Source organism: Streptomyces sp. ADI96-02 (genome assembly GCF_003846185.1).
GTDB lineage: Bacteria > Actinomycetota > Actinomycetes > Streptomycetales > Streptomycetaceae > Streptomyces.
In genome coordinates this window covers 3601314-3627010 of the sequence record NZ_ML123034.1, presented here as the reverse complement: position 1 = coordinate 3627010, position 25697 = coordinate 3601314, and the positions used below count along the sequence as shown (strand labels likewise).

Below are 25697 nucleotides of genomic sequence, written 5' to 3'. Positions count from 1 at the left end.
TGACTGCGGGTGGTTCTGATCTTCTACCCCGTAACCGCGCGATCCCCGTTCTGCTTCCCGGTACGTGCCGCCGGGAGGGTGACCGGCCCCGCCGCGTACGCCGGCCTGTCCCACGCGTGGTGGAGGCGGGTTCGGCGAGGCGGGGCGCGGTGGAGACGACGTCAGCGGGGCGCGGTGAGGCGAGGTGGAGACGACTTCAGCGGGGCGCGGCGCGGTGGAGGCGGTTCAGCGGGCGCGGTAGACGAGAGCGGTCGCGATGCCGGCGACGCCCTCGCCGCGGCCGGTGAAGCCGAGCCCGTCGGAGGTGGCGGCCGAGAGCGAGACCGGTGCGCCCACCGCGGCGGACAGCACCTTCTGCGCCTCGTCGCGCCGCTTGCCGATCTTCGGCCGCGCTCCGACCACCTGGACCGCGACGTTCCCGATCTCGTACCCGGCGGAGCGGACGATCCGGGCGGCCTCGGTGAGCAGGGTGATCCCGGCGGCGCCGGACCACTCGGGCCGGCCGGTGCCGAAGTGCTGCCCGAGGTCGCCGAGGCCGGCGGCGGAGAAGAGCGCGTTGCACGCGGCGTGCGCCACGACGTCGGCGTCCGAGTGCCCGGCCAGCCCGGGACCCTCGCCCTCCCACTTCAGGCCCGCGCACCACAGCTCGCGGCCCTCCTCGAACGCGTGGATGTCGGTGCCGATGCCGACGAGCGGGATGACGGGGGCGGGCGGGACGGCGGGGGCGGCGGCGGAGGCCGCGGGGTTCTCAGAAGCCATCGTGGGCCCTCCTGCGGGCGAGTACCGCCTCGGCCAGCACCAGGTCGAGCGGCCGGGTCACCTTGAACGCCTCCTCGTGGCCTGGGACGACGACGACCGGCGTCCCGAGCCGTTCCACCATGCCGGCGTCGTCCGTGGCGCCCTCGCCGTCGAGCGCCACCTCGGCGTGCGCCCGCACCAGCGTGTCCCGGTCGAACCCCTGCGGCGTCTGCACCGCGCGCAGCCGGGCCCGTACGGGCGTGGCGCGCACCGGCTCCGGCTCGCCGGGCACGGCGGCGGGCTCGACCTCCTTGACGGTGTCCGCGAGCGGCAGCGCGGGTACGACGGCCGGAGCCCCGTCCCGTACGGCCCCGATGACCGCGTCCACCGTGTCGACCGGCACCAGCGGCCGGGCGGCGTCGTGGACCAGCACCACGGAGACGTCCGCGGGCAGCGCGTCCAGGCCGAGGCCCACCGACTCCTGCCGCGTGTCGCCGCCGGGGACCACCAGGTAGTCGGTGCGCTCGGGCAGCGCGTGCGCGTCCAGGAGGTTCTTCACCTCGGGCGCGCCGTCCGGCGGGGCGACCACCACGACGAGCGAGACGGCCCGGGAGGCGGCCATGGCGCGCACGGCGTGGATCAGCATGGGTGTGCCGCCGAGCGCTCTCAGGGCCTTGGGCGCTCCCGGCCCCAGGCGCACGCCCCGGCCGGCCGCGGGAATCACCGCGGCGGTACGGAGGGGGCCCGGTCGACCGGACGGTGGTGGCATCGATGACATCGGTCGCACTCCGAAGGTTCGGCGGGGTTTGTTTCCACGGCGGACATGGGTAGGGGCCCAGCGAGTCGGGCTGACGCCTTGGCTCGATCCGGGCCCCCTTCCGTGACACCCGGGTCGGGCAGAGGCGCGCTGACCCGTTCACAGCGGCACCGGGATCGCGAGGAGCGACCACCGGGGACCGCGCAGAGCAGCCGGACGACAGAGGACCGGACAACAGAAGAAGCGAAGGCGCGTGGCAGAACCACACCCGTGATCAGGGGCCCTACCCGCGAGCAGCACCCGTGATCAGGGGGCCTTATCCGCGAGCAGCGGCGACCGGAGACCGGACGCCGCGGTTCGAGCTGCTCGGCACCTGGTCCGAACATGCCGCAGCGCCCGACGACGCAGCGTGGAAACGGCTGGTCAGCGGGCACCGCGGCACATTCTTGCGACCGGTGCGATCCGGCTCAGGACGCGAGGACCTCGTCGAGCAGAGCCTCGGCCTTGTCCTCGTTCGTGTTCTCCGCGAGGGCGAGCTCGCTCACCAGGATCTGGCGGGCCTTGGCGAGCATGCGCTTCTCTCCGGCGGAGAGACCGCGCTCGCGCTCACGACGCCACAGGTCACGCACGACTTCAGCGACCTTGATGACATCGCCGGAGGCGAGCTTCTCGAGATTTGCCTTGTAGCGACGGGACCAGTTCGTCGGCTCTTCGGCGTACGGCGCGCGCAGCACCTCGAAGACCCGGTCCAGCCCGTCCTGCCCGACCACGTCGCGCACGCCCACGAACTCCGCATTGTCCGCCGGCACACGAACCGTCAAGTCGCCCTGGGCGACCTTGAGCACCAAGTAGGTCTTGTCCACGCCTTTGATCTGGCGAGTTTCGATAGCCTCGATCAGCGCGGCCCCGTGATGGGGATAGACCACGGTGTCGCCAACCTTGAACGTCATGTGACAGGTACCCCTTCCGTGGCTATCCAGAGTAACACGAGAACCGCATCTCCTGAATGGCGTTTTCGCAGGTCAGGGCATATCTCGGGGCTTGACAACAGCGATACGAACGTGCTGCGGAAGGCTTCCGGAAGACGGTATTCGCAGGTCGGAGCCGCTGTACGACCGGAGCGAAACGCCCTCGTCACACAGTCCGGAAGCCTCACAGAAGAGGCTGAAAGTCCCGTTTTGTCGGGTTCCAGATGGTGAACTTTCTGTACTCCGTTCGGAGATCGATCACCCGTACGAGGTAAGTGGCCGCCCAATGAAATTGATCAAGACGGCCCCGTCGCACCGGCCTTTCCGCAGATAATGCGCCACGGCCGAAAGAATTGATCACACCGATTATGTGAACGGGACAGGGCGGGCTCCGCCCCGGCGGGGGCACGAGCCCGCCGACATCGTCCGTCACCCCGGCGCGTCGCACACGGCGGACCCCCGGGACGGCCCGGACACCCCTGAGGGGCGGGTCGGGTGCGGGGCGGGACTCGCGGCTCGGTAGCCTAAGGCCGCTGACACACCCTTAGGGCGGCTTTACGTCGCTCCTTCCCACCGGACCCGCCCCGGGGTGACCCAGCACGACGTAACAGAGCAACCAGCCCCACCGCTGAATGCCCGACGCCCGAAGTCCGAAGTCCGATCGTTCAAGGAGTTGCCGCCGCCGTGAGCCGCAGCCTTCGACACGGCGCCCTCGCCGCCACCGCCACCGCGTTCTCGATCGTCTCGCTGTCCGCCTGCGCCGCGGGCAACAACGCGGAGACGCTCCAGATCAGGCCGGACAACGCGGCCACCTCGGTCGGCACCATCAAGGTCCAGAACGTCAACGTCATCACGCAGCCCGAGCAGGACGCCCCGGGCCCCGCCGTGGTCTCCGCGATGCTGTTCAACGACGGCACCGAGCGCGAGGTGCTGGAGGCCGTCACGCTGCCCGGCACGGACCTCCGGGTGAAGCTGCGGGCCGCCGAGGGCAACGGGCCCGTCGTGGTCCCGGCCGGCGGCCAGGTCCTCATCGGCGGCAAGGGCAACGCGTCCGCCGTCATCGAGAACGGCAGCGAGGCCGCGCGCGACGGCGACGTCCAGCAGGTCGTCTTCAAGCTGAGCCGCACCGGTGACGTGGGCCTCGGCGCCGCCGTCGTCCCGGCGAGCAGCTTCTTCAAGGACTTCGGCCCCAGCGCGCTGCCCGTCGCTCCCGCGCCGCAGCCGAGCGTGACGCCGTCGGCGTCCGCCTCCGGCGACGCGACGGGTACGCCGGGCGAGACGGGCGAGACCGCGGGCGAGACGTCCTCCGGCGCCTCGGGCGAGGGCACGGACCCGGCCGCCGGGACGGACCCGGTGAACGGCACGACGGAGGGCGCCACCACGGACCCCGCCGCCGGCTGACGCCGTACGCGCGCACGCGACGCGCGAAGGGGCGCCTCCCCGGGCTGGTCCCGGGGGGCGCCCCTTCGCGCGTTCCGCTTCACCGGCCCGCCGCGACCGCCGTCGCGCGGGACGGCCTACCGCTGGACCGGGGCCCGGCCTACGGCTCGAACTTGTACCCCAGACCGCGCACGGTGACGAGGTAGCGCGGCGCGCCGGGATCGGGCTCGATCTTGGCCCGCAGCCGCTTGACGTGGACGTCGAGGGTCTTGGTGTCGCCCACGTAGTCCGCGCCCCAGACCCGGTCGATGAGCTGCATCCGGGTCAGCACGCGGCCCGCGTTGCGCAGCAGCATCTCCAGCAGGTCGAACTCCTTGAGCGGGAGGTCGACCTTGCCCCCGGAGACCGTGACGACGTGCCGGTCCACGTCCATCCGGACCGGGCCCGCCTCCAGGGCGGCCGGAGTGACCTCCTCCGGTTCGCCGCGGCGGCGCAGGACGGCACGGATACGGGCCACCAGCTCGCGGGACGAGAAGGGCTTGGTCACGTAGTCGTCGGCTCCTATTTCCAGTCCGACGACCTTGTCGATCTCACTGTCCTTGGCGGTGACCATGATCACCGGAACGTTGGAGCGGTTGCGCAGCTGCCGGCAGACCTCCGTGCCGGGCAGGCCCGGGAGCATCAGGTCGAGCAGCACGAGATCGGCGCCGTTGCGCTCGAACTCGTCCAGACCGTCGGGGCCGGTCGCCGCGATGGCGACCTCGAACCCCTCCTTGCGCAGCATGTAGGACAGGGCGTCGCTGAAGGATTCCTCATCCTCGACGACAAGCACTCGGGTCACGGAAGAGCCTCCGGGGCGGGAAAGTGGTCATAGGTGTCGGTCTCGTACGGTCCCGCGTCGTCGCCGTTGACGATAAGCGGTCCGCCGGTGGTGCGCTCCCTCGCGACGCCCGACTCGGGCAGCCGCAGGGTGAAGGTGGAGCCCTGACCCTCGGAGCTCCAGACCGTGACCTCCCCGCCGTGCGAGGCGGCCACGTGCTTGACGATGGCGAGGCCGAGACCGGTGCCACCGGTGGCCCGTGAGCGGGCCGGGTCGACGCGGTAGAACCGTTCGAAGACCCGTTCGCGGTCCTTCTCCGAGATGCCGATGCCCTGGTCGGTCACGGCGATCTCGATCAGGTCCCCGCCGGGGGCGGCGGTGCGGCGGGCCGCGATGCCGACGCGGGTACGGGGAGGGCTGTAGTTGACGGCGTTCTCGACGAGGTTGCCCAGCGCCCCGACGAGCTGGCCACGGTTCCCCCAGACCGTGAGTTCCTCGGCGCCGCCGGAGGCCATGGTGATCTGCTTCGCGGTCGCCTGCTGGCGGCAACGGTCGATCGCCTCGGCGACCAGCACCTCCACCTTGACGGGCTCGGCGTCCTCCAGCGGGTCGTCGTTCTGCACCCGGGAGAGGTCGATCAGCTCCTGTACGAGGTTGGTCAGCCGGGTCGCCTCGATCTGCATCCGTCCGGCGAACCGCTCCACGGCCTCCGGGTCGTCGGAGGCGTCCATGACCGCCTCGGAGAGCAGCGAGAGCGCTCCGGTGGGGGTCTTGAGCTCGTGGCTGACGTTGGCGACGAAGTCGCGCCGTACCGCCTCTATGCGGCGGGCCTCGGTCAGGTCCTCGACCAGCAGCAGCACCAGGCGCGAGCCCAGCGGCGCGACCCGGGCGGAGACCGCCAGCGCCTCGCCCCGGCCCGTGCCCCGGCGGGGCAGGTCCAGCTCGACCTGCCGTATCTCGCCGTCCCGCCGGGTGTCCCTGGCCATGTTCATCATCGGCTCGACGGACAGCCGGCCGCCCCTGATCAGGCCCAGGGCGTAGGCGGCGGAGCTGGCCTTCACGACGCTGTCGCTCTCGTCGAGGACGACGGCGGAGGAGCTGAGGACGGAGAGGACCGTGTCCACCCCGGGGGGCAGTGCCGCGTTGCCGTCCGGCCGCAGGGACGTACGCGTGGGCCGTTTCAGGTCGCGCTCGCTCCAGCGGAACGCCAGCATGGCGATCACGCCGGTGCAGAGCCCGGCGATCGCTGCAGCTGCGGCGACCGCCGCGTTCACGTCCATGCTTCAAGGTTATGCGGGTCCGTCGGCACTCTCCCAGACGTCCGAGTGCCATCTCGAACACTCGTCGCCCAGAGTTCACCGAGGGGACGGAGCCGGTTCACTTAGGGGGACGGATCCGGACGCGTTGCCCCCGCACCGTGGCACCGTGGGGGTCGGTCCGAGACCCCGGCCTCACTTGGAATTGGAGAGGGACTTCCATGCGCGACGCTTACCACGAGGAACTCGACTCGATCGGAGAAGGCCTGGTCGAGATGGCCCGGCTCGTCGGCTCGGCGATCGGACGGGCCACCACGTCCATGCTCGACGCCGATCTGAAGCTCGCGGAGAGCGTGATCGCCGCGGACCAGAAGGTCGACGACCTCCAGCACGACCTGGAGGCACGGGCCATCGCGCTCCTCGCCCGCCAGCAGCCGGTGGCGACCGACCTGCGCATCGTGGTGACCTCACTGCGGATGAGCGCCGACCTGGAGCGCTCCGGCGACCTCGCCCAGCACGTGGCGAAGCTGGCCCGGCTGCGCTTCCCGCAGTCGGCGGTGCCGCACGACCTGCACGCCACCATCCTGGAGATGGGCCAGCTCGCCCAGCGCCTGATGGCCAAGGCCGCCGAGGTCATCATCACCAAGGACGTCGACCTGGCGCTCCAGTTGGAGCAGGACGACGACGAGATGGACCTGCTGCACCGCACGCTGTTCCAGCACCTGATGGACGACCGCTGGAAGCACGGCATCGAGACCGCTGTCGACGTGACGCTCCTCGGCCGTTACTACGAGCGCTTCGCCGACCACGCGGTGTCGGTCGCCAAGCGCGTCGTCTACCTGGTGACAGGCGAACACGCGGACGAGCTCCAGGCGGCGGCCTCGGTGGAGGGCGCGTAACCGTCCCCGGCCGCCCGGCTCCGGCACTGGGACGCCACGTGCACATGGTGCCCTTGGTGCCCTTGGAGCCCTTGGTGCCCTTGGGCTTTCGCGCGGGGCCCCGCCGCCCGCCGTGGACGCGGGCGTTCGCGCCGAGCCGCCGCGTGCACGCGCGCCGGAGCACCGGAGCCGGGGCCGCCGTGCGCGCGGCGCACTCGCTCGTCACCGGCAAGGCGGTCACCACCGACGCCAGGCCGCCGTGCGCGCGCGGCGCACCCGGGCGTACGCGGGTCGCACACGGGTCCCTGCGCGCGTGCGCCGTTGATGCGCCCGCCCGGACGGGCATGCAATGGGGCGGGGACGACCGCCATCGCCGTACGTCCCCGGCGTACGGACCCTTCGTACGTCGCCCAGGCGGCGGCGCACCAGGCGCCCGCCGCCCTGCCGTACGCCCTGAGGAGGAACCATGGCCGATTCCCCCACGACCGAACCCCAGCGGGAGACCTCGACCGAGGCGGCGCACCTGACCGTGCTCGGCGTCTGCGGATGCGGCTCGGGCTGCAGTTGCGGCTGCCAGTCCGGCGGCCCGTGCCAGTGCGGCGGCTGCTCGAGCTGACCGCACCGCGCGCACGGCCGACGGCGCCCGCCCGGAGAAACGATTCCGGACGGGCGCCGTCCACGCGGAACTCGTCAGAGGGTCTGCTCGGGCACCGCGCGGGCCGGCTCCGGCCTGACGACGGCCGTCGATCCCCGCCCCGCCCGACCCCGGTCCCGCACCCCTGCCCGTCCCTTGTCCGCCCTGCGGGCGGGCGCGCCGACGCCGTACGGGTTCGATTACGCTCGGACCCATGGCCGACGCACCGTACAAGCTGATCCTCCTCCGCCACGGCGAGAGCGAATGGAACGCGAAGAACCTGTTCACCGGCTGGGTGGACGTCAACCTCACCGAAAAGGGCGAGAAGGAAGCAGTCCGCGGCGGTGAGCTGCTCAAGGACGCCGGTCTGCTCCCCGACGTCCTGCACACCTCCCTCCAGCGCCGCGCGATCCGCACCGCGCAGCTGGCCCTGGAGTCCGCGGACCGCCTGTGGATCCCGGTCCGCCGCTCGTGGCGTCTGAACGAGCGCCACTACGGTGCGCTCCAGGGCAAGGACAAGGCCCAGACGCTCGCGGAGTTCGGCGAGGAGCAGTTCATGCTCTGGCGCCGCTCGTACGACACCCCGCCGCCGGCGCTTGACCGCGACGCGGAGTTCTCACAGTTCGACGACCCGCGCTACGCGACCCTCCCGCCGGAGCTGCGCCCGGCCACGGAGTGCCTGAAGGACGTCGTCGTCCGCATGCTGCCGTACTGGTTCGACGCCATCGTCCCGGACCTCCTGACCGGCCGCACGGTCCTGGTCGCCGCGCACGGCAACAGCCTGCGCGGTCTGGTGAAGCACCTGGACGGCATCTCGGACGAGGACATCTCGGGCCTCAACATCCCGACGGGCATCCCGCTGTCGTACGAACTCGACGCGGACTTCAAGCCGCTGAAGCCGGGCGGCACGTACCTCGACCCGGACGCGGCGAAGGCGGCCATCGAGGCCGTGAAGAACCAGGGCAAGAAGAAGTAGGCAGAGCCGAAGAAGCCCCTCACCTGCGGGTTCGCCGCGTGGTGGGGGGCTTTTCGGTGCACTGGGCCGTCTGTGGGCCTTCACCTGCCCAACGGGCCGTCAGGCGCGTCGGCTCCAGCGGCGGATGCGGATGTCGAGGACGATCAGCAGTGCCACGGGGACGACGATCCCTGTGGGAGCGTCGGCCCAGAGGGCGAGTGCGCCGCCGGCCGTGCCGATGAGCGCGAGCGGCAAGTCACGAGGACAGATGTCGACGGTGACACCTGCGCGTGGGAGCATGGGCCTCCTCCTGAGGATGCGTTGCTACATCGATGGAGACAGGGCCGTTCCCGGGCGAGGGGAACGGCCCTGAATTTCGTTTGAACCCTATTCAGGTGGAAGCGCTCCGGCAAGTTGCCAGGTGAGGGGCGTGAGAATTGAATGCAAGGCGTTTGGAAAGTAGTTTGCAGGCACCCTTCGCGGACCCGACGCCCCTTCGCCAGACCAAGCCGACCTTGCGTGCACGCATGCACGCACGTCGGGCTTGCATGCACGCACGCTCAGCAGGAAGTTGACGACGACAGAGGGCCCAGCCCCACTGATACCAGCTGAGCGGAAGGTTGGCGCTCAGTCCGCCACTGCCACTAATGGCGACTCCTCAATCCTGAGTTCTTATCGCGATAGCCAATCGCCCTCTTATCGAGTCCTTCAGTCCCTCCGCTATTCGCCTCTTTACACATCCCCGTGTCCATCCTTACCAAAGATCTGTGCAACAGCCTTACGCGCGCGCTCCTGACTCGACGACATCAGGTGCGCGTACACGCGCAACGTCAGGCCAGGGTCGGAGTGCCGAGGTGCTCGGCGAGCGCCTTGATGTTCTCCCCGGCGTCCAGCAGCACCGACGCGTAGAAGTGCCGCATCGCGTGCACGCCGTTCTCGCGTGACTCGGCGTGCGAAGCGCCGGCCCCGCCGGGGTCGGGATGACTCCAGCCGAGGCACGTGCTGGTTTCCGGACCGACGCGAAAGTGCCGGCGCCGGCGGAGATCGCGACGCGGCTCGGGATCGCCGAGGGCGAGCTGTGCGTGCGTAGGACGTACGAGTTCCTTGCGGACGGGAAGCCGGTCCAGCTGTCGACGAGTTGGGAACCGTACGCCGTCACTGGCGGCACCCTCGTCGTTCTCCCTGAGGGAGGGCAACACGGGGGAGCTGGGGTCGTGAACCGCATGGCCGCGATCGGAGTCACCGTCACCCACGCGGTGGTACAGCCCGAACCGCGGCACGCGACCGCCAAGGAGGCATCGCTCCTCGGCATCCAGAAAGCCGCACTCGTGACGCACATCCGGCGGACGTACTACAGCGACCAGGGCCGTCCCGTGGAGACAGCGGACATTGTGGTGCCCGCAGCGCACTGCGAGATCGTCTGCGAGATCCCGATCAGCCGCTGCCAAGCTGACCCCCGGCAGCTCCAAAACCCTGCTCCAGCCGTCCCCCCGCGTGCCCCTTCCGTGCCCGCCAGAGCGCAAAAACCAGGGCCCTGAGCTTGGGAATCACCGATCGACATGGGGAGGCACGGATACCGAGGAGCGACGACACCACGCCGGGAGGCCGTTGCGATACAGGCCCGCGGCATCGCATTGACCGCTGCCTCACGCGCGTACCGGCCCACGTCTCGTGCGGAGGGCGGGTCTCTCACACAGTGAGCTGCCTTCGGCCCTCGGCGGCGAACTGATCGACCAGGAGGAAGGCTCGACCCAGCCCGTTGAGTGTCAGTTCCAACCGGTAGAAGTCGACCTCGTTGGCGGAGTTCATGTATGGATGCAAGTCGCCCCAGTCGTGACGCTCGAAGGGATAGTCGTCGTAGTCTGCGTCGTCGTAGGTCTCTGCGTGCAGACTCACATCTGCCAACGCGAACAGCTTGGGGACTACGTCGACGTAACTCAACAGCCCCAGGAAAACAGTCCAGCTGGCAAGTTGCTCCGGATCCTCACCGTCTTCGTGGTCCACACCCAGGGAGATCGCACCTCGACCTGAGGACTTATTGACCCACTCCTCGATATCGATTACTAGGCGCGTGCCCTCGGCCAGTCTTTCCATCCATGGTCGAGCAAGCCGTAGCTCGCGAATTCGGAGTGTGTACGGATCACCTTCGGCGGCTTGACTCAACGGGGTCCTGGCACCCGCGTCGAGCACTTGAGTCTCGGGAACCAGTACCTTCCACCCCCCGCGAGAGGTTTCAACCAGTGTCCCGCGATTGATCAACTGCCAATAGCAGCACTGCCTTTCTGGATGGTAGAGGACTACCGCGACTGGCAACGAGTGGTTCATCCAGTACTGCACATGTTCTTTGTCTGGCCTGAACCACCACCCGTCTGGGCTCTGCTCTCTGAACCAACTGGAGCCGCTCTTGATCTGCAGGGCGAGCAGCCTGCCTCTGACCTGCTCTGCGTCGACAACCTCAGCGTGCGCGTCGATGCCGTAGTCCTCAGTTGGTTGCTCACGAAAAAGCCAGCCAAGCTCGGCCTCGACTGCGAGCTGTGTCCGGGTCACTCCAATGCTGCCGATCCTGGCGCTGTGCTGACGATGCATCATGTGCTTATCCTGGCCGACGATTTCGGCGAATGTCCGCCGGATGGGAGTGGTCGGCCATCCGGGACCTCGTCGCGGCCGGTATGGCTGTCGTTGGCCGATCCGGCTGGAGCTGCGGATCAGAAGGCAGCCGTGCCCGTTCGGATCTCCTCGTCAGTGGCGTCCACTACGGTCCGAGCGGGTGAGCCGGTCAGATACGTCCGTGCAGGACTCCACGGTCGTGGATGGTGGGAACTAGCCAGGCTCCCCGGCAGTCGGCTCGGGATCCAACTGATGGAACCACCACCCCCCTCTCCACACCCACCCGGCGCAGGCCCGGACAGCGATGGACAATCGCGCCCCGATCCGCCCACCCGTCACCACGGCGGTGACGTGGAGCCGTCCGCCGCGAGGCCGAAGCGGAGCAGGTGTTCTCCGTCGGGCTCCCCCTGGTGCAGGTCGGCCAGGTGGATCAGGGCGTCGCGCAGGCCCGCGTCGGCGGCCGACCGGTACAGCCGGTCGGCATCCTCCAGGTGTCCTGATGCGAGGCGCAGGTTCGCGAGCGTGGCCAGGGCGTCCGCGTGGCCGGCCCTGGCGGCGTCGCGGGCGAAGGCGTCGGCCGCCTCGTGCTCGCCCGCCTCCTCCTTCAGGCGTGCCAACTCGCCCAGTACGCGGGACTCGCCCTGGTCGACCGCGAGACGGTAGAGCCGCTCGGCCTCCGCCGCCGAACCCGCCTCCTCCCGTAACCGCGCGAGCCGGGCCAGCACCCGCCCGCCGCCGGCCAGCGCCAGGCGCTCGGCGCCCTCGCCGTCGCCGCCGGTCTCCCTGCGCCGGACGAAGTCGTCGAGGGCGGAGTGGCGCCCTGCCCCGGCGGCGCGCAGGATGAGGCGGTCGGCCTCGGCGCAGTCCCCTTCCTCCTCCCGCAACCGGGCGAGCAGCACCAGCGCACCGGTGTTCCCCGCGCGCTGTGCCGTATCGGCCAGGCGCTCCGCGCCTCCGTGGTCCCGGGTCTTCTCCCGCCGCCACACCAGTTCCAGAAGGGCGAACGTACTTCCGGCGTCCGCCGCTTCGCAGGCCATGCGTTCCGCCTCCTCGCCCGCCCCGGCCTGCTCCCGCAGCAGGGCCAGCGCGCCCAGCGCGTCGGCGCTGCCCTTGCGAGCCGCGGCGCGGAAGAGCCGAAGGCTCCCGGCCGGGTCACCGGCCTTCTCGCGCAGGCGGGCGAGTTCCATCAGGGCCACCGTGCTTCCCCGGTCCACCGCTGTCCGCAGCCGGGCCTCCGCCCCCGCGGGGTCTTTGGCCCGCCGTCTCAGCCGAGCGTGTTCCAGCAGGGCGAACACACTGCCCGAGCGGGCGGCCAGGTCCAACAGCCTTTCGGCGCCGGGGACATCGCCGGCACGCTCGCGGGATCGCGCCAGCATGAGAGCGGGACGGATCTGCCCCATCCCGGCTGCGGCGGAGACCAGGTGCTCCGCGGGCTGCCCGGACTTCTCACGGGCCCGGACCAGTTCCGACAGGGCGTACGTGCTTCCCGTCCGCCTCAGTACCGCGAAGGCGAACCCCTCGGCGCTCTCCCGGTCCCCGGCCGCCTCCTTCGTACGGACCAGTTCAGCGAAGGTGCTGTACCCGCCGCGGGCGGCGGCAGTCCGCTCCATGCGGTCGGCGCCCTGCACGTCCCCCGCCTCCCGGCGCAGCTGGGACAGTTTGATCAGCGAGTTGGTGTCTCCCTGCTGGGCCGCCAGGACGGCCAGGTCCTCCGCCTTCGCGGGCTCGCCCGCCACGCTGCGCAGCCGCACCAGGTCCCAGCGGGCCAGTCCGTCGTTGCGCAGAGCCGCTTCGTACAGCTTCCTGGCCTCGCCGGCGGCTCCGGTGCCCTCCCGCAGCCGCGCCAGGTAGGGCAGGACGTCGGTGTTGCCCGCTTCGGCGGCCCGCTGGTAGAGGGCCGCGGCGGCTCTCAGCCGCCCGCGCGACTCAGCCGCCCGGCCCAGTTCGGCCCAGTCCTCGGAGCTCTGGCCGTGCCGCACCGCCGCCTCCCAGAACGCGGAGGGCGGACAGCTCAGCCGCCGGTCCACCCGGCCCTGCTGCTCCAGGTAGTCGGCAAGCCGGTACACGGGCTCCGCGGCCTCCCCCGCCCGGGGCGGAATCCGCGTCAGCGGGCCCAGTACGCCGTGGCAGGGCGTGGCGCAGTAGGCCAGGGCATCGGCCATCCAGCCGGGACCGAGGCCGGTCAGCTCCCGGTCCGCGAGGTAGCCTTCGGCGGCCCGCTCCAGAAGGTCGTGCGAGAGGGCCGGTCCGTGTCCCAGCCGACGGAAGTCCATGGCCGCGTGGATCAGCGCCGACGCCCCCAGGGGTGCGGCACGGTAGCGCGTCATGAGCCGCGGGACGCCGGCGAGGTACTGGGTGATCTCGCCGTCCGCCGCCGCCGTCAGCGCGCTCTCCAGGCGCGGGTCGCCGTCCGCCTTCCGCCACGCCCGCCGGATGTCGTGGTCCGTGAACGCCTTGGGCACGACGATGTGCCGGCCCATCCCCGTCAGAAGCTTGCGCTGCTGCTCGTACCGGTCCTCGCAGCCGGTGGCGGACGGGGCGGTGAGCGGGTCCCAGAACCGCGGCCAGATCGTCGCGAGCACCAGCACGGGACCGCGCCGCCGGTCGCTGAGCGCCGTCCGCAGCGCGGACGTGATGCTTTCGGCGGTCTTCGGATCCTGGGCGAGGAGGTAGTACTGCGCCTCGTTGAGCCAGATGACCGTCCGAGGGGCCACTTCCTCGATGTGGACGAGCGCCGCGTCCGGACGCGTCGGATCGTACGGGTGCCACACCCGCCATCCGTCGGGCAGCCGCCGCAGCACCTCCCAGCAGGCGCGGGTCTTGCCGGTCGAGGACTCTCCGATCAGCGTGACCAGGGTGCTCTCGCCGCAGGCCGCCCGCTCCACGGCCTCGTTCAACTCGACGTCGTGCTCCCGTTCGACGTAGGGAGGCAGGACGGGCAGCTCGTCCTGGCCCGGGACGGTGATGGCGGGGTGGACTTCGAGGGCGAACGGATCCAGCTCCTTCACCGGGACTCCGAGAGGAACCGCCAGGCGGGCCGCGACCCACATCGCCTTGACCCGCCGTCCCACCGCGCGGACGTCACCGCCGCCCATGCCCGCCAGCAGCAGGGCGACCGAGACCACGTCCTCCTGCCCCGCGGCCAGTTCCTCCGAGCCGATGATCCTGTGCACGGTGGCCTTCGACGGGCTGCCCGGGAAGGAGTCGTCGTGCTCGATCGCGCTCGCCATGGACTTGACGGGAGGGGTGCCCGCCTCCACGTAGAGCCGGTACAGGTAGTCCTTCAACTCCCTCACCTCGGAGGGCCCTACGGCCAGAGGGCGCGGGACGCACCGCTGGCTCCCCAGCCGTTGAGTACTCCTGTGACCCGTCATCGGAACATCCTTGCGCATCGGAACAGACGTCACACACAAAGTGACGGATCGGGGCGGTCGTCGGGTCCTACCGGGCGGGCGCCGTCGCCGGGCGGGCGCCCGGGACTGCCCGGTACCGCCCTGGAGTATCCGGAACTGCCCCTGGCTGCCCGGTCCGCCGCCGGTGAGCCGCCGATGAACCTCCGGTCCGCCGGCCTTCAGGCGGTCATGACGACAGCAGCCTGAAGAATCCCTCGGCCATCGCGTCCACGACCGCCGTGACGGCGCTTCCGGCGAGGATTCCCCACAAGGCCAGACGTTCGCGGCGGCTCAGTTTCCGTCGAGGCATGACAGCTCTTCCCTCCCGGTGGACGGCCGGCGCGTCACCGGCTCCACCGACCAGGTTTCCCGACGCGGGCCCCTCCTGGACGAGTTGAGACGAGGATGCCGTGTCCCGCCCGGCCTCCCGCGGCCCCGCACGCACTACGGTGACCTCATGCCGCCGTTCGGCCGCGTCCCGCGCCCGGCACGGTCGGCCGGACGCCTCTCGGGGCCGCGCGGTCCCAAGGAACTGTGGCTCAACGGAAGAGGAGTTGGGGGAGAGCGATCATGGGCGAGTCTCTGAAGACCTTCGTCGGCGGCACCGAGGTCGAGGTGCCCAACAGCATCCCGGACATCCGTGCCGCGCTGCCCGAGGAGAGACGCGAGGAGTTCGACCGCGCCATCAACGGGGCCGGGGTGCATGAGATCCAGGCCGTCATGCGGCACTGGATGCTGGAGGCCGTTCCCGATCCCGAGGCGGAACAGATCCTGGACCGGCTGGCGCAGGACGAGGCCGAGAGGCGGAGCGTCGCTTGAGCTTCCGCATCTCCTACGCACCGCCCGCCGACGACACCCTGGCCAAGATGCGCGACGGCGAGTCGTTCCGGGACGAGATGGCCCGCACCCTGGGCAGCGCCCCGTACGGGCACGCCTCGTCCGCCGTGAAGAGCGAGCAGGACCGGCGCGAGGCGACGATCTGCGGGGCCATCGTCCTCTACTACGTCTCCCGGTCCGTGCTGACCGTCACCGTCGTCCGGCTCGTCCCGCTGCCCTGACCTCCTCGGCGGTCAGGGCAGGGGCTGCGCGGACCGCGCGATCCACGCGGACCGTGCGTCAGCCGAGCTTCTTCGCCTGCGCCGCCACGACCTCCGTCGGCGCGGCGAAGTCCTTACCGCCGGTGGCTGCCGCCAGGTTGAAGGAGAAGAACGTCGCCACGGTGCCCTCCGCGCGCAGGGCCGTCAGCTTGTACGGAACGCTGTCGCCGTCGGCCTCGGAGATGACCGTCCAGGCAGCGGACTCGTCGCCACCGGTGGCCTTCTCCTCCTTGACCGAGACGAACACGTTCTTCGAGCCCGCCACCGTGGCGGTGAAACCGCCCGCGCAGTCGGCCGCGGCCTTCTTCAGGGCGGCGAAAGCGTCGGGGCCCGCCGTCTTCTCGTACGAGGTGAGCGCCACGAACGTGGACGTCAGGTCGAGGGCGGCCTCGAAGGGGTTCTCGTCGCCCTTCGCCAGCTCCTTCGCCAGTTCCTCCGCCGACTTCTTGGCGGCCTTGTCCGGCTCGCTGACCACCTTGCGCTTGGCGGTGGCCACCGCGCCCTTCTGCGCCACGCCGAACATGGCGTGGGCAACCGGCAAGCAGTCCTTCTTGTCGATCGTGACGCCGCTCTCCGTAACCTCGTCGGCCGGACCGGTCTTGGCGATCCGGAAGCCCTTGACGTCACCCTCGACCAGGGCGGCCTTCTCCACTTCGGCGGCGGTGAGCACCTTCGCCGGGGCCTTCGCGGCCGAGCCGCCGCCGGTCCCGGCCGTGCCCTTGCCGGTCGTTCCTCCGTCGGCGTCCGACGACCCTCCGCAGGCGGTGGCGAACAAGGTCAGGGACACCGCGCAGGCGGCGAGGGCTGTACGGCGTACGACAGTGGTGTGCATGGATCTTCTCTCCGTCTCGGGGAGCAACCGCCCTCCCCCGTACGGCAGTTCAGCGCCCCTCTGGGACGGACCGTCGCAGTGATCCACACCTTACGATCGAACCTCCGCTCGACGCGCGGGCCGAGGCCCCGCCGCGCCGATCGTGATTCCGCTGTGATCGGCCTGTGAACACACTGTGCGCTTCCGTCGCGCAACCCTCGTACAACCCCCGTCCCACAGCGTGCGGTTGTACGGAGCCGCGTCGTCGATCACGAGCCGGTGAGGGTGACCCGGATGCGGATGCCGGATGCGGATGCCGGATGCCGGATGCCGGATGTCAGACGTTCAGACGTCACGCGTCAGCCGTCAGCCGTCAGCCGTCAGCCGTCCGAAGGGCGCTGGGTCAGATGGCTGAACGCGTCGAGGTTCCGAGTCGACTCTCCACGCGACACCCGCCACGCGTACTCCTTGCGGATCGCGCTCGCGAAGCCCAGTTCGAGCAGGGTGTTGAACGAGTCGTCGGCCGCCTCCAGGACCGTGCCGAGCAGCCGGTCCAGCTCCTCGGGGGTGACCACGGACACCGGCAGCTTGCCGACCAGGTAGACGTCGCCGAGCCGGTCGACGGCGTACCCGACGCCGAAGAGGCGCAGATTGTGCTCCAGCAGCCAGCGGTGCACCTCGGCGTCGTTCTCGTCCGGGCGGCGGACGACGAAGGCGTTGAGGGAGAGGGAGTGCTTCCCGACGATCAGGGAGCAGGTGGTGGACAACTTGCGGGTGCCCGGGAGCTTGACCACGTAGTTGCCGCGCGCGGGACTCTCCCAGTCGAGCCCGGCCTCGTTCAGCGTCGCCTCGATGACCTGGGCCGCTGCGGTTTCGTCGGGTACGTCAGCCATGGAGCGAGCGTACGACAGGGGCGCGCCCGGCACGCACCGGCGGGTTCCCCGCTTCGGGGCGAGGGGCGGCGGTACGCATGTCAGCCGCGGTGGTCGCGGGCCCGGCGGCGGTGGTCGGACAGTGCGGCCGTGTACACGTCCGCCGTGGCCGAGGCCGCCGTGTCCCACCCGAAGGACTGCGCGTGCGCCGCGGCGGCGGCCCCCATGCGCTCCACGAGCTCCGGCGCGTCGGCGAATCGTTCGAGCGCCCCGGCGTACGCCTGCGGGTCGTGTCCGGGTATCAGGAAGCCGCTGACGCCGTCGCGCACCGCCACGGGCAGCCCGCCCACGGCCGCCGCGACCACCGGCGTGCCGGCCGCCTGGGCCTCGATGGCCACCAGGCCGAACGACTCGCTGTAGGACGGCATGACCAGCACCGACGCGGCCCGGAACCAGTCCGCCAGCCGGTCCTGGCCCACCGGCGGGTGGAACCGTACGACGTCGGCGATGCCGAGCCTGGCCGCCAGCTTCTGCAGGCCCTCCGGCTTCGCCAGCCCGCTGCCGCTCGGACCGCCGACGACGGGCACCACGATCCGGGACCGCAGCGAGGGATCGCGGTCCAGCAGTGCGCCGACCGCGCGCAGCAGCACGTCGGGCGCCTTGAGCGGCTGGATGCGGCCCGCGAAGAGCGGGATCAGCGCGTGCTGCGGCAGGCCGAGGCGGGCCCGCGCGGCGGCGCGCCCGTCGGCGGGGCGGAAGCGGTCCAGGTTGACGCCCGGGTGCACGACGGCGACGGCGGCGGGGTCGGCGTCGTAGAAGCGGACCAGTTCGTCCGCCTCCTCCGCCGTGTTGGCGATCAGCCGGTCGGAAGCGTTGACGATCTGGGTCTCGCCGATGACGCGGGCGGCGGGCTCGAGGGTGTCGCCCACGGCGAGCGCGGCGTTCTTGACCTTCGCCATGGTGTGCATGGCGTGGACGAGCGGCACGCCCCAGCGCTGGGCGGCGAGCCAGCCGACCTGGCCGGAGAGCCAGTAGTGGGAGTGGACGAGGTCGTAGTAGCCGGCCCGCTGCCCGGCCCACGCCTGCATGACGCCGTGCGTGAAGGCGCAGAGCTGGGCGGGCAGGTCCTCCTTGGCGAGTCCTTCGTACGGCCCGGCGTCGACGTGCCGGACCAGGACGCCGGGCGCCAGCTCGACCGCCGCGGGCAGCGAGCCAGTGGTGGCCCGGGTGAAGATCTCGACCTCGATGTTGATCGCGGCGAGGCGTTTGGCCAGCTCCACGATGTAGACGTTCATCCCGCCCGCGTCGCCCGTGCCGGGCTGGTGGAGCGGCGAGGTGTGCACGGAGAGCATGGCGACCCGGCGCGGCCTGCGCGACGCCCCGGGAAAGCCTCCGGGGAATCTGATGCGGGCCGCGGGCCGCGGGGAACCGGGCCGGGAGACGTACTGGCTCACGTCGTCGGTCCTCCTCGCTCAGGGCATGACGCGGAGGGCGGGCACGGAACCCTCCGAAGGGCGTGAACAGCGGAATCCCACCTTTCATTTCCGCTTTGCCAAATCATTACGGATTCCTACGGCCCCGAGCGCTCCGCGCCGCTGCACCCCTGGGCCTCCGCAGCTCTGCACTCCGGGCCTATGTGCCGCCTGCGCCCTACCGCCCCGCCGCCCGCAGGTGGCCTCTCCCGCAGGACGGCCCCGGGCGACCGGAGGCCCGCCCCCCGCGGTCGCATACGCTCACCGCATGCGCCAGCGCCCCATCGGCACCGCCACCCGCGGGACCACCAACCCCAACCGGCTGCGCCGCATGGACCGCTGGATCGCCGCCGTGCACGGCCCGGCCCTGCGCCGCTGCGACGACGCCCCGGCGGCCGTCGACCTCGGCTACGGGGCCGCGCCCTGGACCGCCGTCGAACTGCTCACCCGCCTGCGCACCGCCGACCCGCGCACCACCGTCGCGGGCGTCGAGATCGACCCGGCGCGGGTCGCGGCGGCCCGGCCGTACGAGCGCGCGGGGCTCACGTTCGTACACGGCGGTTTCGAGGTCCCGATGGAGACGCGGCCCCTGCTGATCCGGGCCGCGAACGTGCTGCGGCAGTACGACGAGGACCGCGTCGCCGAGGTGTGGGCGCGGCTGCGGTCCCGCCTCGCCCCGGACGGGCTCCTGGTGGAGGGCACCTGCGACGAGATCGGCCGCCGGCACGTGTGGGTGGCGCTGGGCCCCGAGGGTCCGCGCACGGTCACCTTCGCGACGCGCCTCGGTTCGCTGGAGCGCCCGTCCGACCTCGCCGAGCGGCTGCCGAAGGCACTGATCCACCGCAATGTGCCCGGCGAGCCGGTCCACGCGTTCCTGCGCGACTTCGACCGGGCCTGGGCGGCGGCCTCCCCGTACGCGTCGCTCGGCGCCCGGCAGCGCTGGATCGCGGCGGTGCGGGCGCTGTCGGCCGACTGGCCGACGACGGACGGGGTACGGCGCTGGCGGCAGGGCGAGGTCACCGTGGCGTGGGAGGCCCTGCGCCCCCGCCACGCCTGAATCGACGGGCGCGGGCGGCCTGCCGGGATACCGAACCCCGGCCCGGCCGCCGGGGGAACGCGGCAGGGGCCCCACTCGTCCCAGAGGTGGGAGTCGGAAACGGGCGCGGGCGCGGACGGGCGCGGGCGCGGACGGGGCAGGAACAGGGCGGAAGCGGGAGAGGAGCGGGGCAGGAGCGGGGGAAGTCGCCCGGCCGGCCCGGTATGTGACGCGGCAGCCGCTGTCGGCCTCTGTTGCTTTGCGGGACGACATGGCACGATCGCGACGTCGCCAGAAAGTTACTGACGGTAAGTCAGATGCATACTATCCGGCTTCTCTTGCATTTTTCGTTTTCGTCACGAATATCGGCTGTATCGGCTGTATTGCTTGTGCCGCCATCGTTCGGACCGACCCGGGGATCCGGCCCGGAGGGGGAGCCCGTGAACCGACGCCACTGTGCCGCCGCGGCCATCACACTCGTCTGCGCACTGACCCTGCTGACCGCACCGGCCCAGGCGATCGCCGCCCCGGTTCCGGACCCGTCCCCTTCGTCCTCCTCGCGTTCGTCCGCCTCTCTTCCGCCGTCCTCCGAGAAGGACCTGGAGAAGGTCCGCGAGCAGATCGACACGCTCTACCGGAAGGCCGGAGCGGCGACGGACGCGTACAACCTGGCCGAGGAGCAGACGGAGAAGCAGTCCGGCGAGATCGTGAAGCTGGCCAAGGCGATCGTCGACGGCCAGGCCCGCATCGCCGCCCTGAAGGACCGGGCCGGCGCGCAGGCCCGCGAGCAGTACCGCAACGGCGGTCTGCCGCCCGGTGCGCAGCTCGTCCTCAGCGACGACCCGCAGCTCTTCCTGGACGGGATCAACCGGTTCCGGCAGAGCCAGCAGGCGTCCAAGTCGGTCCTGGCCGAGCTGAACCGCACCCAGGAGGACCTGCGGACCTACACCCAGGACGCCAGCGCCAACTGGGCGAAGCTGGAGAAGAACCGGCTGAAGCAGGCCCAGGCCAAGAAGAAGATCAACGCCCAGATCGCGGCGGCGGAGAAGATCGAGTCGCAGCTGGCCGAGAAGGAGCGGGAGCGCCTGCGCAGGCTGGAGGAGCAGGCCGAGTCCCAGGCGCAGTCCGCCTGGCTCTCCTCCGAAGCGGTCAAGGACATCGGCGGCGAGGCGAGCGCCGGCGGCCGGGCCGCCATCGCCTTCGCGACCGCGCAGATCGGCAAGCCGTACGTCTGGGGCGCCGAGGGCCCCGACTCGTACGACTGCTCCGGGCTGACCTCCAAGGCGTGGGCGGCGGGCGACCGGACCATCCCGCGCACCTCGCAGGAGCAGTGGCGGCTGCTGCCGCGCATCGACATCCGCGACATGCGCCCCGGCGATCTGATCATCTACCACCGCGATGCCAGCCATGTCGGGATCTACGTCGGCGACGGCGCGATCATCCACTCCCCGCGCCCCGGCCGCAACGTCACCCTGGCGGGCGCGGGCTCGATGGAGATCCTCGGCGTGGTGCGCCCGGACAAGTAGCCCGATCCGCCCGCCCAGGTGGGACGGGCGGGGTACGGCGGACGGGGCCGACGGGCTCCGAGCCGACGGGCTCCGAGCCGCTGGGCGGCGGACGAGAGCGGGGAGCGGAGGCCGGACCGCGCGAACCGGGCCACGGACCGGACCGCGCGAACCGGGCCACAGCCGGGATCGCGTGAGCCGCGCAAGGGGCCGGACCCGCGTGAGCCGCGCCACGTGAGCCGCCCCCGGCGCGTGATGTTCGTCATGGCCCCGCCCCCGCCCGCCCGGCGGCGCATCTCGCCGGATCCGCGGCAGGAGGCGGCTCATGACGGCGCACCGGGCGGGAGCCGTTCCGCGTACGCCATTCCGTTCGGCCGCGTCGGACCGCTATCGTCCCCGACTGGCAGGTCGTCGATCGTCGTCCCGCCGCGCCCTCGGGGGGAGGGAAGGAAACCCGAACCGATGCCCGTACCCGTACCGCAGCAGCGCGCCGCACCCGCTGCGGAGACCACCCATGGGACCGACCTCACCCTTCTGGTGATCGAGGACGACCCGGCGGGCACCATCACCGTCCCGGAGCTCTCGGCGGCGGCCGGGACCCGGGTCCGCATCCGTACCGCCCGCAACCTCACCGAGGCCGAGCGGCTGCTCACCGACGACGTCGACTGCATCCTGCTCGACCTCGCGCTGCCCGTCGCGGGCGCCGACCCGCGGCCGGCCGTCGGCGGGTCCGGGGCGGAGCAGCCGGGTCCGGCCGGAGACGGCGCGGCGGGCGGCACGGGCCCCGCCACGGGCCGGGCCCGCGAGCTGGCGGCCCTCACGCGCGTCCTGCGGATCGCTCCGCTCCACGCGGTCCTCGCGCTCACCGCGCAGGACGACACGGAACTGGCGGCCGAGGCGGTACGCGTCGGGGCCCAGGACTACCTGTTCCGGGGCGAGCTGGACGCCCGGGTGCTGAGCCGCGCGATCCGGTACGCCGTGGAGCGCAAGCGCGCCGACGTCGCCCAGCACCAGCTGACCGAGTCCCGGCTGCGCGCCCAGGAGAACGCCCGCCTGGAACGCGGCCTGCTGCCCACCCCGCTCCTGGAGGGCTCCGACCTCAGCTTCGCCGCCCGCTACCGGCCGGGCCGCAGCCGCGCCCTGCTCGGCGGCGACTTCTACGACACCGTCCGTACGCCGGACGGCACCGTGCACGCGATGATCGGCGACGTCTGCGGGCACGGCCCGGACGAGGCGGCGCTCGGCGTCGAGCTGCGGATCGCCTGGCGGGCGCTGACGCTGGCCGGACTCTGCGGCGACGAGCTGCTGTCCACGCTCCAGCAGGTGCTGGAGCACGAACGGCAGAGCGAGGAGATCTTCGCGACGCTCTGCACCGTGGACATCGCCCCCGACGGCCGCCGCGCCGGGCTCTGCCTGGCCGGCCACCCGGCGCCGCTGCTCACCCGGCACGGACAACCTGCGCGGCTGCTGCCGTACGAGGACGGCGGCCCGGCGCTCGGACTGCTGCCGCGCGCCCGGTGGCCCCGGCGGCAGGTCGAGCTGGGCGGCGCGTGGAGCCTGATGATGTACACGGACGGGCTGATCGAGGGGCGCGTCGGAACGGGCGACAGCCGGCGGCTCGGGCAGGACGGCATGGTCGAGATGGTCAACGGCCAGCTCGACCGGGGCCTGGCCGGCGAGGACCTGCTGGAGGCCGCGGTCACCGAGGTGCGCGAGCTGAACGGCGGTGAGCTGACCGACGACGTGGCCGTACTGCTGCTGGGACGCGATCCGGAGCGGATACGGCGGCGGGGCCGGAGCGCCCTGCGCTCCCGCCCCGCGTCCACCGCCTCGCCCGCCGTGGGCGGCGGCGCTCAGCGCCCGCCGTTGTAGGGGCCGTAGGGCCCGTCGCTGCTGGAACCGCCCCTGCGGCCACCGCCGCCCGAGACCGCCTTGATCGCGGGCCGGACGTCGACCATGAACACGATCGACGCGACGGCACCCGCGAGCTGGAGGAAGAGCATGGGGATGAAGAGGTTCACCGCGACGGCGACACCGAGAAGGATCAGCCAGAAGGACTTCTTCTTCTTGTCGGCGGCACGGTAGGCGTCCTCCCGGGCGATCGCCGCGAAGACGAAGGCGACCACGGCCAGCACCAGCATCGCCAGATAGAGCAGCTGGAGGAGTGAGCCGAACGCTGAGAGCAACATGGTGTACCGCCTAGTGAGTGGATGAGCGCCCTGCGGCCAAGGTACCGGGACAACGAACCGGCCCCCGGTAAAGGTGCCCGCCCCGCGCCCCGGTCACGCGCGGGACGCGCCGGGGCCGGGAGCCGGAGTCGTCACTTCCCGGCGGGCGGCGTGGTCTTCTTCGCCGCGGGCTTGCGCGCGGCCGGGGCCTTCTTGGCAGGCGCGGGCTTCGCCTCGGCGGGCGCGGCCTTGCCTTCGGCGGGCGCGGCCTTCGACGCCGCGGGCTTCGCGGCGGGTCCGGCCGGGGCAGCGGGCTTCGCGGCGGCCTTGGGCTCGCTCGTCGCGGCCTTGGGCTCGCTCTTCGAGGCGGTCCCCGCAGCGGGCTCAACGGCCGGCTTCGCGGCGGGCTTCACGGCGGGCTTCGTGACCGGCGCGGGGTCGGCCTCCACGACGGCGGCGATCTCGACGATCTCGTCGGCCGTCTCACCGCGCCAGGTCCGCACGGTCTGCTCGCCGTGCTCGGCGACCTTCTCGTACGTCTCGCGGGCCCGGATCGCGTATTCGGCGGCCACGCCCACGCTGCGCATCGCCAGGTCCTGAGCGCTCTCGCCCAGCTTCTTCAGATCGGCGGCGTCGAACGAGCCGAACACCTCGGTGACCTTCGCCTGCACGGTGGCCTGGGCCTCCTTGGCCTGCGTGGTCACCTTCTCCTGTACGGCCCTGGGGTCGGTGTTGCGCACGGCCTCGATCCGCTCGGGCGCCTCGGCCCGCAGGTGCTCGATGAGCGCCGGGACCTTGCGCGCCTGCTGCACGGCCAGATCGGCGGTGCCGGCGGCGAAGTAGAGGGGGGTCGGGTCGGTGAGGGTCTTGCGCAGGTCATCGGTGATGGCCATGACTGTGGTCCTCCCGGATCATCGAACAGCTGCTAGCTGTGAGGGTCGCTGTCTTTCGTGGTGTCCGTGACGGCATCGGCGCCACCGTCGGCTCCGGCCCCGGACACGTCGTCGTCCGCACCGGTCTCGGGCACGAACCCGTTCTCGCGGCGGAAGGAGTCGTAGATCTGCAGCAGAACGCTCTTCTGCCGCTCGTTGATCGACGGGTCGGCCAGGATGACCGCCCGCGTCTCCAGCTCGTCCCGCTCCCGCTCGTCGAGGATCCCCGCACGCACGTAGAGGGTCTCGGCCGAGATGCGCAACGCCTTGGCGACCTGCTGGAGCACTTCCGCACTGGGCTTGCGCAGGCCGCGTTCGATCTGGCTGAGATACGGGTTCGACACCCCGGCGGCGTCGGCGAGCTGCCGCAGCGAGAGCTGCGCGGCGCGGCGCTGCTCCCGCAGGTAGTCACCGAGATTGCCGACGTTGAGCGATGCCATGACTCGATGGTGCGACACCGCGCTAACTATTGCAAGCACATGCTTGCAATAGTGTCGCGCGCCACGCCGAGGCCGCCGTCCGTCGGCGTCTGTCCGTGTCCGTTCCCGGTCTATCTGCGATTTCCCACCGGGTCTGCGGTGTGAAGTGAACGGGTCCCGGCTGATCTGGGCAGCAACCAGCCCACCAGAGCCACCTGCCCGCGAGGGCAGTGCCCACCGCTCCGGCTGCCGGACGACCTGGGAGATCACGGCGGCCAACGGACGGACGCCCCACCTTGCCCGAATTGCCTGGAAGGTGGGGCGCCAGGCGCGCCCATTGGTTCGTCGTTTCAGCAGGCGTATCCGTCCGCCCGTAGTTACCGAGGCTGGTAGGAGGTGGCCAGCACGGAGACGGTCACCCGACTGGGCAGGGAGCCGTGGCCGCTCAGGTCCGCGGGGGTCAGGTGGCGTGCGCTCGGTGTCATTCCCAGCAGGTCGATGGCTTCTTGCCTGGTCAGGGGCGTGGTGTATACGACGTGCTGGGTACCGGCGGCCAGGAAGTAGGGGTCCAACGCCTGTTGCAGGCGCTGTTCCTTGTCCGGGTCGATCGTGACGATCGCGGGGATCTGGCCCCGTAGCTCGGCCAGGTGCCGCTCGATGGGCCGCACCACGATCAACCGGCCGGTCGGACGGAGCACTCGGTGGAACTCGGACGGGTTGCGCGGGGCGAACACGTCCAGCACGACGTCGACCCCCTGGTCAACCAAGGGGAAGGGACGGAAGACGTCCCAGCTCGCCGCAGCACCTCGCGGATGGGCTCGAGCTGCTGAGCGCAGGGCGCGTGCTGACGTGTCCAGCCCAAGGCCGCGGATGCCGGGCAGTTGATCGAGTACGCCGGCCAGGTTGTAGCCGGTGCCGCATCCGACGTCTACGACCGTGCCTTGACCAGGCAGGGCGTCGACTGTCATACGAGTCAGGGTCTGGTGGACAGGGGCGTACC

25 protein-coding genes and 2 pseudogenes are annotated in these 25697 nt (G+C 71.4%); 10 read left to right on the top strand and 17 right to left on the bottom strand.

Annotated features, from left to right (window positions below; genetic code table 11):
* Nucleotides 1-225: 225 nt before the first annotated feature.
* The 3 genes from ispF to EES43_RS15910 form a co-directional block, all read right to left on the bottom strand.
* On the bottom strand, nt 226-759 hold the full coding sequence (ispF, locus tag EES43_RS15920; protein WP_124269331.1) for a 2-C-methyl-D-erythritol 2,4-cyclodiphosphate synthase: 534 nt from the start codon (nt 757-759) through the stop codon (nt 226-228).
* Nucleotides 749-1507, bottom strand: a complete 759-nt coding sequence (gene ispD, locus EES43_RS15915) for a 2-C-methyl-D-erythritol 4-phosphate cytidylyltransferase (protein WP_124272005.1) — start codon at nt 1505-1507, stop codon at nt 749-751. Before ispD ends, ispF begins: the two co-directional genes overlap by 11 nt.
* Nucleotides 1508-1962: 455 nt before the next feature.
* The gene (locus EES43_RS15910; protein WP_003953493.1) at nt 1963-2445 is read right to left on the bottom strand and encodes a CarD family transcriptional regulator; all 483 of its coding nucleotides are present in this window, start codon (nt 2443-2445) and stop codon (nt 1963-1965) included.
* 702 nt (nt 2446-3147) lie between these two features.
* On the opposite strand from EES43_RS15910, the gene EES43_RS15900 reads away from it, so the two are divergent.
* Entirely contained in the window at nt 3148-3864 is a 717-nt protein-coding gene (locus EES43_RS15900) for a DUF461 domain-containing protein (protein ID WP_124269329.1), read from the top strand.
* 139 nt (nt 3865-4003) lie between these two features.
* On the opposite strand, the gene EES43_RS15895 is transcribed toward EES43_RS15900, so the two are convergent.
* Both EES43_RS15895 and EES43_RS15890 read right to left on the bottom strand, forming a co-directional pair.
* Nucleotides 4004-4684 carry a response regulator transcription factor gene (locus tag EES43_RS15895; protein ID WP_124269328.1) on the bottom strand — a complete coding sequence of 227 codons (681 nt, stop codon included), beginning with the start codon at nt 4682-4684 and terminating at the stop codon, nt 4004-4006.
* A complete protein-coding gene (locus tag EES43_RS15890; protein WP_124269327.1) occupies nt 4681-5943 on the bottom strand; it encodes a sensor histidine kinase in 1263 nt (420 codons plus the stop codon). The genes EES43_RS15895 and EES43_RS15890 overlap by 4 nt, the downstream gene beginning before the upstream one ends.
* Before the next feature lie 197 nt (nt 5944-6140).
* On the opposite strand from EES43_RS15890, the gene phoU reads away from it, so the two are divergent.
* From phoU to EES43_RS15880, 3 genes are all read left to right on the top strand, one after another.
* Complete coding sequence (gene phoU, locus EES43_RS15885) at nt 6141-6818, top strand: phosphate signaling complex protein PhoU (protein WP_124269326.1); 678 nt, start codon at nt 6141-6143, stop codon at nt 6816-6818.
* A 445-nt stretch (nt 6819-7263) separates the two neighbouring features.
* Complete coding sequence (locus EES43_RS30655; protein WP_164493184.1) at nt 7264-7413, top strand: hypothetical protein; 150 nt, start codon at nt 7264-7266, stop codon at nt 7411-7413.
* Nucleotides 7414-7645: 232 nt separating this feature from the next.
* Nucleotides 7646-8407, top strand: coding sequence for a phosphoglyceromutase (locus tag EES43_RS15880; protein WP_124269325.1), 762 nt, complete (start codon nt 7646-7648; stop codon nt 8405-8407).
* Nucleotides 8408-8506: 99 nt separating this feature from the next.
* Here EES43_RS15880 and EES43_RS15875 read toward each other — a convergent pair whose 3' ends face one another.
* Together EES43_RS15875 and EES43_RS15870 are read right to left on the bottom strand one after the other, a co-directional pair.
* The gene (locus EES43_RS15875; protein ID WP_124269324.1) at nt 8507-8686 is read right to left on the bottom strand and encodes a hypothetical protein; all 180 of its coding nucleotides are present in this window, start codon (nt 8684-8686) and stop codon (nt 8507-8509) included.
* Nucleotides 8687-9118: 432 nt separating this feature from the next.
* Nucleotides 9119-9395 (bottom strand): annotated as a pseudogene (locus EES43_RS15870) (site-specific integrase); the annotation flags it as partial.
* A gap of 1 nt (nt 9396) precedes the next feature.
* On the opposite strand from EES43_RS15870, the pseudogene EES43_RS15865 reads away from it, so the two are divergent.
* A pseudogene (locus tag EES43_RS15865) lies at nt 9397-9924 on the top strand (UTRA domain-containing protein); the annotation flags it as partial.
* Nucleotides 9925-10075: 151 nt separating this feature from the next.
* Here EES43_RS15865 and EES43_RS15860 read toward each other — a convergent pair.
* The 3 genes from EES43_RS15860 to EES43_RS31720 all read right to left on the bottom strand — a co-directional run bounded on the left by EES43_RS15860 (nt 10076) and on the right by EES43_RS31720 (nt 14695).
* Complete coding sequence (locus EES43_RS15860) at nt 10076-10975, bottom strand: DUF4365 domain-containing protein (protein ID WP_241192447.1); 900 nt, start codon at nt 10973-10975, stop codon at nt 10076-10078.
* 353 nt (nt 10976-11328) lie between these two features.
* Nucleotides 11329-14280, bottom strand: coding sequence for a P-loop NTPase family protein (locus tag EES43_RS15855; RefSeq protein WP_124269323.1), 2952 nt, complete (start codon nt 14278-14280; stop codon nt 11329-11331).
* Nucleotides 14281-14572: 292 nt separating this feature from the next.
* Nucleotides 14573-14695 (bottom strand): hypothetical protein, encoded by a 123-nt coding sequence (locus EES43_RS31720; protein ID WP_277426072.1) that lies wholly within the window; start codon nt 14693-14695, stop codon nt 14573-14575.
* A gap of 260 nt (nt 14696-14955) precedes the next feature.
* On the opposite strand from EES43_RS31720, the gene EES43_RS15850 reads away from it, so the two are divergent.
* Nucleotides 14956-15204, top strand: coding sequence for a hypothetical protein (locus tag EES43_RS15850; protein WP_124269322.1), 249 nt, complete (start codon nt 14956-14958; stop codon nt 15202-15204).
* Complete coding sequence (locus tag EES43_RS15845; RefSeq protein ID WP_124269321.1) at nt 15201-15443, top strand: hypothetical protein; 243 nt, start codon at nt 15201-15203, stop codon at nt 15441-15443. Before EES43_RS15850 ends, EES43_RS15845 begins: the two co-directional genes overlap by 4 nt.
* 58 nt (nt 15444-15501) lie before the next feature.
* Here EES43_RS15845 and EES43_RS15840 read toward each other — a convergent pair whose 3' ends face one another.
* The 3 genes from EES43_RS15840 to mshA form a co-directional block, all read right to left on the bottom strand.
* Nucleotides 15502-16314 (bottom strand): hypothetical protein, encoded by an 813-nt coding sequence (locus EES43_RS15840; RefSeq protein ID WP_124269320.1) that lies wholly within the window; start codon nt 16312-16314, stop codon nt 15502-15504.
* Nucleotides 16315-16673: 359 nt separating this feature from the next.
* A complete protein-coding gene (locus tag EES43_RS15835; protein WP_124269319.1) occupies nt 16674-17186 on the bottom strand; it encodes a type III secretion system chaperone family protein in 513 nt (170 codons plus the stop codon).
* A gap of 80 nt (nt 17187-17266) precedes the next feature.
* Nucleotides 17267-18619, bottom strand: coding sequence for a D-inositol-3-phosphate glycosyltransferase (gene mshA, locus EES43_RS15830; protein WP_124269318.1), 1353 nt, complete (start codon nt 18617-18619; stop codon nt 17267-17269).
* 286 nt (nt 18620-18905) lie between these two features.
* Here mshA and EES43_RS15825 point away from each other — a divergent pair, with 286 nt between their 5' ends.
* The 3 genes from EES43_RS15825 to EES43_RS15815 all read left to right on the top strand — a co-directional run bounded on the left by EES43_RS15825 (nt 18906) and on the right by EES43_RS15815 (nt 23050).
* A complete protein-coding gene (locus EES43_RS15825; RefSeq protein WP_124269317.1) occupies nt 18906-19694 on the top strand; it encodes a class I SAM-dependent methyltransferase in 789 nt (262 codons plus the stop codon).
* Between the two features lie 419 nt (nt 19695-20113).
* The gene (locus tag EES43_RS15820; RefSeq protein WP_124269316.1) at nt 20114-21199 is read left to right on the top strand and encodes a C40 family peptidase; all 1086 of its coding nucleotides are present in this window, start codon (nt 20114-20116) and stop codon (nt 21197-21199) included.
* Nucleotides 21200-21640: 441 nt separating this feature from the next.
* Nucleotides 21641-23050: a PP2C family protein-serine/threonine phosphatase gene (locus tag EES43_RS15815; protein WP_124269315.1), complete on the top strand. Its 1410-nt coding sequence runs from the start codon at nt 21641-21643 to the stop codon at nt 23048-23050.
* Here EES43_RS15815 and EES43_RS15810 read toward each other — a convergent pair.
* The 4 genes from EES43_RS15810 to EES43_RS15795 form a co-directional block, all read right to left on the bottom strand.
* Entirely contained in the window at nt 23032-23367 is a 336-nt protein-coding gene (locus EES43_RS15810; RefSeq protein WP_124269314.1) for a DUF2516 family protein, read from the bottom strand. The two genes, EES43_RS15815 and EES43_RS15810, sit on opposite strands and share 19 nt — an antisense overlap.
* Nucleotides 23368-23498: 131 nt before the next feature.
* Entirely contained in the window at nt 23499-24239 is a 741-nt protein-coding gene (locus EES43_RS15805) for a hypothetical protein (protein WP_124269313.1), read from the bottom strand.
* A 32-nt stretch (nt 24240-24271) separates the two neighbouring features.
* Nucleotides 24272-24718, bottom strand: a complete 447-nt coding sequence (locus EES43_RS15800) for a helix-turn-helix domain-containing protein (protein ID WP_124269312.1) — start codon at nt 24716-24718, stop codon at nt 24272-24274.
* Nucleotides 24719-25074: 356 nt separating this feature from the next.
* A partial coding sequence (locus EES43_RS15795) for a methyltransferase (RefSeq protein ID WP_124272002.1) occupies nt 25075-25697 on the bottom strand: 623 nt, incomplete at its 5' end.

What these genes read in the sequence shown, in the direction of transcription:
- phoU (WP_124269326.1), top strand. Translation starts at nt 6,141, where the DNA reads ATGCGCGACGCTTACCACGAGGAACTCGACTCGATCGGAGAAGGCCTG.
- EES43_RS31720 (WP_277426072.1), bottom strand. Translation starts at nt 14,695, where the DNA reads ATGCCTCGACGGAAACTGAGCCGCCGCGAACGTCTGGCCTTGTGGGGA.
- EES43_RS15890 (WP_124269327.1), bottom strand. Translation starts at nt 5,943, where the DNA reads ATGGACGTGAACGCGGCGGTCGCCGCAGCTGCAGCGATCGCCGGGCTC.
- EES43_RS15850 (WP_124269322.1), top strand. Translation starts at nt 14,956, where the DNA reads ATGGGCGAGTCTCTGAAGACCTTCGTCGGCGGCACCGAGGTCGAGGTG.
- EES43_RS15810 (WP_124269314.1), bottom strand. Translation starts at nt 23,367, where the DNA reads ATGTTGCTCTCAGCGTTCGGCTCACTCCTCCAGCTGCTCTATCTGGCG.
- EES43_RS15805 (WP_124269313.1), bottom strand. Translation starts at nt 24,239, where the DNA reads ATGGCCATCACCGATGACCTGCGCAAGACCCTCACCGACCCGACCCCC.
- EES43_RS15800 (WP_124269312.1), bottom strand. Translation starts at nt 24,718, where the DNA reads ATGGCATCGCTCAACGTCGGCAATCTCGGTGACTACCTGCGGGAGCAG.
- ispD (WP_124272005.1), bottom strand. Translation starts at nt 1,507, where the DNA reads ATGCCACCACCGTCCGGTCGACCGGGCCCCCTCCGTACCGCCGCGGTG.
- EES43_RS15825 (WP_124269317.1), top strand. Translation starts at nt 18,906, where the DNA reads ATGCGCCAGCGCCCCATCGGCACCGCCACCCGCGGGACCACCAACCCC.
- EES43_RS15840 (WP_124269320.1), bottom strand. Translation starts at nt 16,314, where the DNA reads ATGCACACCACTGTCGTACGCCGTACAGCCCTCGCCGCCTGCGCGGTG.
- EES43_RS15835 (WP_124269319.1), bottom strand. Translation starts at nt 17,186, where the DNA reads ATGGCTGACGTACCCGACGAAACCGCAGCGGCCCAGGTCATCGAGGCG.
- EES43_RS30655 (WP_164493184.1), top strand. Translation starts at nt 7,264, where the DNA reads ATGGCCGATTCCCCCACGACCGAACCCCAGCGGGAGACCTCGACCGAG.
- ispF (WP_124269331.1), bottom strand. Translation starts at nt 759, where the DNA reads ATGGCTTCTGAGAACCCCGCGGCCTCCGCCGCCGCCCCCGCCGTCCCG.
- EES43_RS15880 (WP_124269325.1), top strand. Translation starts at nt 7,646, where the DNA reads ATGGCCGACGCACCGTACAAGCTGATCCTCCTCCGCCACGGCGAGAGC.
- EES43_RS15815 (WP_124269315.1), top strand. Translation starts at nt 21,641, where the DNA reads ATGCCCGTACCCGTACCGCAGCAGCGCGCCGCACCCGCTGCGGAGACC.
- EES43_RS15860 (WP_241192447.1), bottom strand. Translation starts at nt 10,975, where the DNA reads ATGATGCATCGTCAGCACAGCGCCAGGATCGGCAGCATTGGAGTGACC.
- EES43_RS15910 (WP_003953493.1), bottom strand. Translation starts at nt 2,445, where the DNA reads ATGACGTTCAAGGTTGGCGACACCGTGGTCTATCCCCATCACGGGGCC.
- EES43_RS15875 (WP_124269324.1), bottom strand. Translation starts at nt 8,686, where the DNA reads ATGCTCCCACGCGCAGGTGTCACCGTCGACATCTGTCCTCGTGACTTG.